This is a genomic window from Phenylobacterium sp. (genome assembly GCF_046291545.1).
GTDB lineage: Bacteria > Pseudomonadota > Alphaproteobacteria > Caulobacterales > Caulobacteraceae > Phenylobacterium.
In genome coordinates, this window is record NZ_JBKBSM010000020.1 from 20,212 (window position 1) to 29,490 (window position 9,279).

At 71.7% G+C, this 9,279-nt stretch carries 7 protein-coding genes; 3 read left to right on the forward strand and 4 right to left on the reverse strand.

The features are described from left to right. Nucleotides 1-5: 5 nt before the first annotated feature. Genes ACK4YQ_RS19135 through ACK4YQ_RS19145 form a run of 3 tightly spaced genes read right to left on the reverse strand, consistent with a single transcriptional unit; the run spans nucleotide 6 to nucleotide 4,723 of the window. On the reverse strand, nucleotides 6-1,046 hold the full coding sequence (locus ACK4YQ_RS19135; RefSeq protein WP_409613790.1) for a DUF4931 domain-containing protein: 1,041 nt from the start codon (nucleotides 1,044-1,046) through the stop codon (nucleotides 6-8). Then, the gene (gene ppsA, locus ACK4YQ_RS19140) at nucleotides 1,043-3,442 is read right to left on the reverse strand and encodes a phosphoenolpyruvate synthase (RefSeq protein ID WP_409613793.1); all 2,400 of its coding nucleotides are present in this window, start codon (nucleotides 3,440-3,442) and stop codon (nucleotides 1,043-1,045) included. The genes ACK4YQ_RS19135 and ppsA overlap by 4 nt, the downstream gene beginning before the upstream one ends. Before the next feature lie 30 nt (nucleotides 3,443-3,472). Continuing rightward, a complete protein-coding gene (locus ACK4YQ_RS19145; protein ID WP_409613795.1) occupies nucleotides 3,473-4,723 on the reverse strand; it encodes a glycosyltransferase in 1,251 nt (416 codons plus the stop codon). 245 nt (nucleotides 4,724-4,968) lie between these two features. Here ACK4YQ_RS19145 and ACK4YQ_RS19150 point away from each other — a divergent pair, with 245 nt between their 5' ends. Both ACK4YQ_RS19150 and ACK4YQ_RS19155 read left to right on the forward strand, forming a co-directional pair. After that, complete coding sequence (locus tag ACK4YQ_RS19150) at nucleotides 4,969-6,330, forward strand: chloride channel protein (protein ID WP_409613798.1); 1,362 nt, start codon at nucleotides 4,969-4,971, stop codon at nucleotides 6,328-6,330. Between the two features lie 38 nt (nucleotides 6,331-6,368). Beyond that, complete coding sequence (locus ACK4YQ_RS19155) at nucleotides 6,369-7,385, forward strand: mechanosensitive ion channel family protein (RefSeq protein ID WP_409613801.1); 1,017 nt, start codon at nucleotides 6,369-6,371, stop codon at nucleotides 7,383-7,385. 78 nt (nucleotides 7,386-7,463) lie between these two features. On the opposite strand, the gene ACK4YQ_RS19160 is transcribed toward ACK4YQ_RS19155, so the two are convergent. After that, a complete protein-coding gene (locus ACK4YQ_RS19160) occupies nucleotides 7,464-7,709 on the reverse strand; it encodes a hypothetical protein (protein WP_409613804.1) in 246 nt (81 codons plus the stop codon). A 282-nt stretch (nucleotides 7,710-7,991) separates the two neighbouring features. On the opposite strand from ACK4YQ_RS19160, the gene ACK4YQ_RS19165 reads away from it, so the two are divergent. Next, on the forward strand, nucleotides 7,992-9,279 hold a 1,288-nt coding region (locus tag ACK4YQ_RS19165; RefSeq protein WP_409613808.1), incomplete at its 3' end, for a metallophosphoesterase family protein.

A 9,279-nucleotide genomic window follows, 5' to 3' on the forward strand; every position in this document is an offset into this window, starting at 1 on the left:
CCGCCTCAGCCCGCCTCGCCCCTTTGAACGTCCGTTCGCCCGCCCCGCTCCGGACTGGCCGCGCGCAGGCTCGCCGCATCCGCCTCGGGGCTGGACGGGTTGATCACCATGCCCGATCCGAGCTCGAAGCCGCCGTACTCGGCGAGCTTGGGCGCGATCCGCAGCCGCCAATGGACGAACGGCGAGCCCAGGTGCGCCCGGTCCGCCCCGTCCATCGCAAAGTTGTAGGTGGGATCGCCCAGGGCGTGCTTCAGCCGCCGCAGGGTGCGGCCCAGCAGATGGGCGAACTGGCCGAGGTGAGCGTCCTCCAGGCCCGTGAAACTCGCCGCATGCGCCTTCGGGGCGATCCAGGTCTCATAGGGACGCTCGGCCGCGAACGGGCACAGGACGACGTAGTCGGCGGTCTCCTCCACCACCCGAACGCGCGCCGCCAGCTCGGCGGCGATCTCCTCGCAGGTGGGGCATCGGCTATCCGCCGCGTGCCGCGCCCGCCCCGTCCCGATAAGCGCCTGCGTCAGGGGCGGGGTGACGTCCAGGGCCAGGACCTGGGCATGGGCGTGCACCAGCGAGGCGCCGCTCAGGGGGCCATGGTTGCGGAACAGAACCACCGCCTGGATCCCCTCCCGCCGCATCAGCCGCCAGCAGCGCTCGCGATAGACGCCGACCACCGCCTCGAGCTGAGCGTCATCCATGATGGCCAGATCGTCGTCGTGCCTCGGGCTTTCGATGATCACCTCGTGCAGGCCGCCGGCCGGCCGCGCCCGCGCCGCCTCCACCTCCCCGCTCGCCCCCGGCGCCGCCACCGCCGGATACTTGTTGGGCACGACGCGCACACGCCAGCCCGGCGGGTCCGCGCTGTCGACCTGGGCCAGCACCGCCGGCAGCCGGGCTTCCGATCCTGGACAGAATGGACACTGCGGGTCTAGCTTCAGCGGCGGGTGGGCCGGGCGCATCACCTCGAGCTCGCCGCCGGGGCGCGCCCGTCGGCCAGGCGCGACGATCACCCGCCGCCCGCTCGTGCGGTCCAGGCGAAGCTCGCTGGTCACCGGGCCGCCGTCCCGCCCTCCGCCGCCTCCCTGGCGGCCACGCTCGCCTTGACGGCGAGGAAGCTGTCCGGGCTGACGGAGATGGAATCAATGCCGCAGTCCACCAGGAACTCGGCGAACCGGGGCCGGTCGCTGGGGGCTTGGCCGCACAGCCCCACCTTGGCCCCGGCCGCATGCGCCTCGGCGATGACGCGGGCGATCATCCATTTCACCGCCCCGTCCTCCTCGTCGAACAGCTCGGCGAGGTCCCCGGAGTCCCGGTCGACCCCGAGGGTGAGCTGCGTCAGGTCGTTGCTGCCGATGGAGAAGCCGTCGAAGCGGGCGGCGAACGCCCTGGCCAGGATCACGTTCGAGGGGATCTCGCACATGACGTAGACTTGCAGCCCCGCCTCTCCGCGGCGAAGGCCGTTCTTCGCCATCTCCGCCAGCACCCGGTCCGCCTCCGCGGGCGAGCGGCAGAAGGGGATCATCACCACCACGTTGGAAAAGCCGATCTCCTCCCGCAGCCGGCGGATCGCCGCGCATTCCAGGGCGAAGCCTTCGCGGTATCTCTCGGAATAGTAGCGCGAGGCCCCCCGGAACCCGAGCATCGGGTTCTCCTCCTGCGGCTCGAACTCCGCGCCGCCCAGCAGGCCGGCGTATTCGTTGGTCTTGAAGTCGCTCATCCGCACGATCACCGGGTTCGGGTGCGCCGTCGCGGCGATCTGGGCCAGGCCCGCGGCAAGCCGCTCGACGAAAAAGGCCGTGCGGTCCGCCTCGTACCCCTTGGTGAGCTCGGCGATCTCCGCCCTGGCGGCCTCGTCCTTCAGCGTCGCGTAGCGCACCAGGGCCATCGGATGGACCTTGATGTGCGAGCCGATCACGAACTCCATCCGCGCCAGGCCGACCCCGTCCGCCGGAATCCGCCACCAGCGCGCCGCCGCCGCCGGATTGGCCATGTTCAGCATCACCTTGGTGCGCGTGGACGGCGCCGCCGCGAGGTCGAGCTCGCGCGCCTCGATCTGCGCCCGGCCCTCGTAGACGAAGCCCTCGTCGCCCTCGGCGCAGGAAACGGTCACCACCTGGCCCTCGTGCAGCACCCGCGTGGCCTCGCCCGTCCCCACCACCGCCGGCAGGCCGAGTTCGCGGCTGACGATGGCGGCGTGCGAGGTGCGCCCGCCGTGGTCGGTCACGATGGCCGCGGCGCGTTTCATGATCGGCACCCAGTCCGGATCGGTGGACCCGGTCACCAGCACCGCCCCATCGACGAACCGTTCTATGTCCTTGGCGCTTTCGATCAGGCAGACCTCGCCGCTCACGGCCGCCTCCCCGATCGCGAGCCCGGCGGCCAGGCGCGCGCCCTTGGCCTTCACGTCGTAGGTCCGCAGCATCCCCGCCCCGCGGCGCGACTGCACCGTCTCGGGCCTGGCCTGCACGATGAAGAGTTCGCCCGAGCTCCCGTCCTTGGCCCACTCCATGTCCATCGGGCAGCCGTAGTGGTCCTCGATGACGCAGGCCCAGCGGGCGAGCTGAAGGATTTCGCCGTCGCTCAGCACCAGCGCCTCCTGCTCGGCGCGCGAGGTCGGCGTCGTGCGGGTCGTCGCCTCCCCCTCGGCGTAGATCATCTTTCGCGCCTTGCCGCCGCGGCGCTTCTCGATGATCGGCGTGAGCCGCGCATCGGCCAGGAACGGTTTGAAGACCGCATACTCGTCGGGGTCGACCTGCCCCTGCACCACCGTCTCGCCCAGGCCCCAGGCGGCGTTGATCAGCACCACCTTGTCGAAGCCGGTCTCGGTGTCGATCGAGAACATCACCCCCGAACCGCCGATGTCGGACCGGACCATCCGCTGCACGCCCACCGACAGCGCCACCTTCATGTGATCGAAGCCGCGGGCCCGGCGGTAGGCGATCGCCCGGTCGGTGAACAGCGAGGCGAAACAGCGCCGACAGGCCGCCAGCAGCGCCTTCTCGCCCCGGACGTTCAGGAAGGTCTCCTGCTGCCCGGCGAAGCTCGCGTCGGGCAGGTCCTCGGCGGTGGCGCTGGACCGAACCGCCACGTCGACCAGCTCGCGGTCCGCCCGCCGGCAGAGCTCGCGATAGGCGCCCCGCACCGCCTCGGCCGTCGCCGGCGGCCAGTCGGCCCGCAGGATCATCCGGCGCAGCGCCTCGCCGGTCTGCGCCAGGCTGGCCTTGCCGGACTCCAGGTCGGCGAGCGCCGCCGCCAGGGGTTCGCGCAGGCCGTTGGCGTCCAGGAACGCCCAATAGGCGTCCGCCGTCGTGGCGAAGCCGCCGGGCACCCGCACGCCCTTTCCGGTCAGCGCCTGGGTCATCTCCCCGAGCGAGGCGTTCTTGCCGCCCACGCGACCCACGTCGCGACGTGCGACCTCCTCGAACCAGACCACCTGCGACACCGTCATGCCCCGCCTCCCCGTCTCCATCGTGCGTCCTTACGCCTGGACGGCGCCTTTCAGTTTGAAGTCCGTCTCGAAGGCGCCGATCAGGTCGAACCACTGCTCCATGAGCCGGGTCATCAGGAAGCGCTCGCGCACGCTGCCCTTGGCCGCCGCGCCCAGCCGGGCGGCGAGGTCGCGGTCCTGCAGCAGCTGCACGATGCGATCGGCCGCCTCCTCGATGGAGCTGACGAGGAAGCCGTTCACGCCGTCGTCGATCTGGTGGCGGATGCCCCCGGCCCGGCCGCCGATCACGGCGGCCCCCTTCCACATGGCCTCGGCCACGGTCAGGCCGAACCCCTCGCGCAGCGACTTCTGCAGCACCACCGCCGCACGCCGCTGCAGGGCGTTCACCAGGGCCGAGTCCTGCACCGACAGGATGATGATCCGCTCGTCGGCGCATTCGCAGAGCGAGGCGAACACCGCCTGGCCCTCCGGATCGTCCGTGGCCACGTTGCCGACCAGCACCAGCCGGCAATCGACCTGGGTGCGCGCCAGCTTGTAGGCGTCGATCACCCCGTGCGGGTCCTTCCAGCGGTCGAAGCGCGAGACCTGCACCACCAGCGGCAGGTCGCTCGGGATCTGGTAGTGCGCCAGCCGCTCGTCGATCTCCGCCTCCGACAGCGGCTTGTTCGTCGAGGCGAAGGGGTCGATGGCCGGAAAGATGAAGCGCTGCGGCGTCTCCAGGTCCTGGGCGTACTCCGGCAGCGACAGCACCACCGCGTCATAGGCTTCGACCAGCGGCCTCATATAGGCCCACAGCTCCGGATGCGGCTGGGACAGGTCCACGTGGCACCGCCAGATCCAGGGCGCCTTTCGGCGATAGTGCCGGATCAGCGGCAGCGGCTGCGGATCGTGGACGATCACCACGTCGTGGTCGAAGTGGTTGCGCACGGCGTTCTCGAAGTTCACCTCTTCGTAGATCTGCGACTTCAGCTCGGTCATGTTGAAGTCGCCGCCTTGAAGAGCGTTGTGCATCTTCTTGGTGACGCTGAAGAAATCCGGCCTCCCCTGAAGCACCCGCCAGCCCGTCTGCACCCCCGCGGAGTTCATCAGCAGGGTCAGGGACGTCAGCAGTTCCGCCACCCCGCCCCCATAGTAGGTGGAGTTCACGTTCAGCACGTGCAGGTCGTCCAGCGCCCGCGCCTTGCGCAGAATCCGGTCCACCGCCTCGGGGCCGATCAACGGCTCATAGTCCTCAACCGAGGTGAGCTTGAAGTCGCGGACGTCGGGGCTGCCGAAGGCCATGGGCCGTGCTCCTTGGCGGGGTCGGATGGCGCCGGTCGCGGCCGGCCTGCTCGGCAAACGCACTGTACTGGCCATCGTTCAGCCCTGCGGGCCACGGGTCGCAAGCATCCTGCCCGCTGCTGGGCGAGCTGGCTTTGACCTATGTCGGCACGCCGTGCTTGTCCCGGTCGGTCCGCGGCGTGTAACGAACGCCCCATGCACGCTCCCAGCCACGCGCCGTCGGCGGCCGGCCCGGCGGCCGCGCCATGATCCGCCGTCTCACGGCCTGGAGTCGACGCAACGGATCGGGCTTCAGCGCCAAGCGCATCCGCCTGCGGGCGCGTCGGGCCTGGCGCATGACTATCATCGTCCTGGCCTCCCTGGCCGCGGGACTGGCGGCGGTCGCCTTCGCCAAGCTCTGCGACGCCGGCATCGCCTTCCACACCGACGTGATCCGCAGCGTCCCGTGGCTGCCCTACGTGCTGCTTCCGGCTGCCATGGCGGCGGGAACCTGGCTCACCCTTCGCATCGCCCCCGCGGCGGCCGGAAGCGGGATTCCCCAGGTGATCGCATCGGCGGATGAAGCTCGCTTCGGCGGGGCCGGCGACGAGCGCACCAGCCTGCGCACCGCCGCGGTCAAGGTCGTTCTGACGGCCATGCTGCTCACCTGCGGCGCCTCGATCGGCCGGGAGGGACCGACGGTCCAGGTCGCCGCCGCCATCCTCTTCGCCATGACCAGCGGGCTGCGTGGGGGCCCCAGCCGACGCGCGCTGCTGATCGCCGGCGGCGCGGCGGGCGTCGCCGCCGCCTTCAACACCCTGATCGCCGGAGTCGTGTTTGCGGTGGAGGAACTGGCCAAGGGCTTCGACCGCCGCAACAACTCCATCATCATCCTGGTGGTGGTGATCGCCGGGGCGGCCTCCTACGCCTTCGCCGGCGACTACGCCTATTTCGGCAGCCTGCGCGGATCCACGGCCCTGGCCTCGGCCTGGCTGGTCGCGCCGGTCGTCGGCGTCGTCTGCGGCGTCAGCGGCGGCCTCTTCGCCCGCGCCCTGGCCGCCGTGATCGGCCCAAGGGCCAACGCAGTCGGCCGCTTCCGCGCCGCCCGCCCTTTGGTCTTCGCCGCCGGCTGCGGCCTGCTCGCCAGCCTCGCCGCCTTCGCCAGCGGCGGGCTCAGCTTCGGCGTCGGCTACGATTCCACCACCGCCCTGCTGGCGGGTGAGGGCGGCGGCCACCAGAGCTGGTCCCTGGCCTTCTGGCGCTGGGTCTCGACGCTGGCGGCCTCGGTCTGCGGCGCTCCCGGCGGCCTCTTCGCCCCGTCCCTCGCCATCGGGGCGGGCCTGGGCGCGGCCATCGACCAGATCACGCCATGGGTCCAGGGCCGCGATGTCGTCGTCCTCGGCATGGCGGCCTACCTGGCCGGGGTCGTCCAGGCCCCCCTGACCAGCGCCGTGATCCTGATGGAGATGACCCGCGACCCCGGGCTCGTCGGACCGCTGATGCTCGCGGCCCTGACCTCCCGCGCCGTCTCCTCGCGGATCATGCGCGAGCCCCTCTACCACCAGCTCGCGGCCGCCTGGCGGCGGCGGCCGGGCCGCGCCGCCGTGGCGCGCGCGGCGGGAACCTGAAGCCAAGCTCGGGCGTAAGCCTTGCGGGAGCACCCCGCATGACCCTCGAAGCCGCCCTTGCCTGGATCGGGTCCGGCGCCTGGACGCCCTTCGCCGGGCGCCTGGCCCTGGCGGCGCTGGTCCTCATCCTGTCGGTGATGGCCGCGCGCCTGCTGGGCATGGCCCTGTCCCGCGTGCGCACCCGCTCCCGCTCAGGCGGTTCGTCGATCTATATCGTCGAGAAGCTGACGACCTACGGCCTGGTGCTGGCCGGCGCGTTCGTCGGCCTCTCCACCCTTGGCGTCAACCTGACCTCCCTGGCCGTGTTCGCCGGCGCGGTCGGGGTCGGCGTGGGCCTGGGCCTGCAGGGCGTCGTGCGCGAGTTCGTCTCGGGGCTGGTGGTGATCTTCGACCCCCTGGTCCACGTCGGCGACTTTGTCGAGCTGCAGAGCGGCATGCGCGGGATCATCCAGGAGGTCCGGCCGCGGGCGACGCGCCTCCTGACCAACGACGGCCTGGACGTCGTCATCCCCAATTCGCGGCTGATCGAGGAGCAGGTGGTCAACTGGACCTTGAAGGGCCAGACCCGACGGCTGCACATCCCCTTCTCGGTGGCCTACGGGGCAGACAAGGCCAAGGTCCGCGACGTGGTCCTCGCCGCCGCCCACAAGGTGCCGTTCACCCTGCCCGACACCGAGGCGCGCCGCAGCCAGGTCTGGCTAGTCGGCTTCGGCGAGTCGTCGCTGGACTTCGAGCTGGTGGTCTGGCCGGCCTTCGACGCCGTCAAGCGCCCCGCCTCCGCGCATGCGGCGTACACCTGGGCGATCGAGGACGCCCTGCGGGAGGCCGCCATCGAGATCCCGTACCCGCAGGTCGATCTGCGCGTGCGCAGCCTGTTCGGCCGGGAGGGCGACCAGGCGACCGAGGCCCTGGGGCTCAAGCCCCCCGCCGGTGAAGCGGCGCCGGCCGGCGCGTCCGCCCCCAACGACGCGGCGGAGGACCTGGTGCGTGAAGCCGCCGCCGAAGCCCGGGACGAGGCCGAGCGGCAGGACCCGCCCGCCCCGGCCGCGCCGTAAACGCAAAAAAGCCGCCCGGCCTAGGCGGCGGACGGCTTCATCGGCCCTGCGGACCCTTCAGTCAGGTCCGGGCGAGGTTCAGTCCGGGCTCACCGGATTGTCGTCGTCGTGGCCGTTCTTGATCTTGTAGCAGAGCTTGCGCAGGAAATCGTTCTGGATGCGCGCGCAGATGCTGCCGCCATTGTCATCGTCATCGTCGTGGCCATGGCCGCCATGGCCACCCCAGCCGCCCCAGAAGTAGCTGCCGTGCGAGCCGCCGGCTTGCGCTCCCGTGGCCAGGCTCAGCGCCGCGACGGAGACCAGAATGGCGATCTTCTTGGACATCTCCAGACCCTCTCCGCACCTTCGGCGACCGAAGCTGACTCCGATTGGCGCCACGATACCGCGTCGCCACGGTGGACACAACTCCTTGCGGGCCAAGAAGTTCGGCGACGCAGCATCGGCTTTCGCCTGCCCGATCGGGGGCGCCGGCGCCCGATGCTGCAGCGCGGCGGCCCCCCGCGGAGCGCCGCAAGCCCCTGGAGCCCGAGACCCGCCTCGTGTTACAGCCAGAGCGCGTAGCCCGTTCTTCCGGCGGGATTTTTTCAGGTGCGATCGGCTCTGAGTATGAATTCCACCACGCGCGTCGGCGGACCCGCCCGGGCGCCGGAACAGACCGTCGTCTATGCGATCGGCGACATCCACGGCCGGCTCGACCTCCTGGAACGCCTCACCGAGCAACTCGCGGTCGAGACCGAGGCCGCCAGGGCCGAAGGGAAGAATGCCGTGGCGGTCTTCCTCGGCGACTATATCGACCGCGGCCCCGAGGCCGCCGGCGTGATCGACCACCTGATCCGCTTCCGGGACCAGGCCGACTGCGAGACGGTCTTCCTGCGCGGCAATCACGAAGACGTCCTGCTCAGCCTGCTGGACGGCCGCGAGGACTCCGCGCGCTGGCTCGAGTATGGCGGGGTCGAGACCTTGCGCTCCTATGGCGTCTCGTTCCGCGGCGCCGCGCCGAACCAGCCGGCGGAGCGGCTGCGCCAGACCGCGACCAACGTCATTCCGGCCGAACACGTCGCCTTCCTGCGGGCGACCGAGCTCAGCGTGAAGCTGGGCGACTACATCTTCGTCCACGCCGGCCTGCGCCCGGATCGTCTGATCGAAGAGCAGACCGACTCCGACATGATGTGGTTCCGCTATTACGACGACGAGCCGCCGATCTGGTCGGGCGTCGTGGTCCACGGCCATTCGGTCAACCCCCGCCCGATCCGCGGCCGCGCCCGGATCGGCATTGACACGGGGGCTTACGCCACCGACGCCCTCACCGCCCTGCGCCTGGAGGACGAGCGGCAGGAGTTCCTGAAGGTGTTCCTCAACCCCGAGGACGGGGCGGTGGACATCGACTTCTGGGACGGCGTCGACCGCGCGTTCGCGGGCGGCGTCCGCCCCGCCGCCGCAGCCCCCCGCCGCCGCGAACCAGCCGAGGCGCCGTCGCGCCCCGCCCGCCGTCCGGCCGCCCGGACCCCGTCCGCCAAACCCGCCAAGGCGACGACGCCCCCTGGCAAGGCCCGCCCCTTCCCCGCCGTCGGCGCGGCGGCGGCGGCCGGCGCGGTGGCCCTGGCGGCCGCCACCGTCGCGGCCGTGGTGCTCTATCGCCCCTCCATGGACGACGTCGCCGCCGACCTCAGTCCGCAGATCGTGGCGGCCGAGCTGCGCGCCGAGACGCCTGCCGCGCCGGCGCCGGCCGGACCCATGGACGCCGAAGTCGCAGACGCGGCCCTTCGCCCGCTCAACCCGGCCCTGGCGGGGGACCACGCCGCGCCCGCGCAGCCGCAGCCCGCCGCCGCCTCTGCAACGACGCCCCCCGCGCCGGCGTCCAGCGCCCCGGCCGCCGCACCGCCGGCCAAGCCAG

Coding starts and splice junctions, on each gene's coding strand:
- ppsA (WP_409613793.1), bottom strand. CDS start 3,442: ATGACGGTGTCGCAGGTGGTCTGGTTCGAGGAGGTCGCACGTCGCGAC.
- ACK4YQ_RS19150 (WP_409613798.1), top strand. CDS start 4,969: ATGATCCGCCGTCTCACGGCCTGGAGTCGACGCAACGGATCGGGCTTC.
- ACK4YQ_RS19160 (WP_409613804.1), bottom strand. CDS start 7,709: ATGTCCAAGAAGATCGCCATTCTGGTCTCCGTCGCGGCGCTGAGCCTG.
- ACK4YQ_RS19145 (WP_409613795.1), bottom strand. CDS start 4,723: ATGGCCTTCGGCAGCCCCGACGTCCGCGACTTCAAGCTCACCTCGGTT.
- ACK4YQ_RS19155 (WP_409613801.1), top strand. CDS start 6,369: ATGACCCTCGAAGCCGCCCTTGCCTGGATCGGGTCCGGCGCCTGGACG.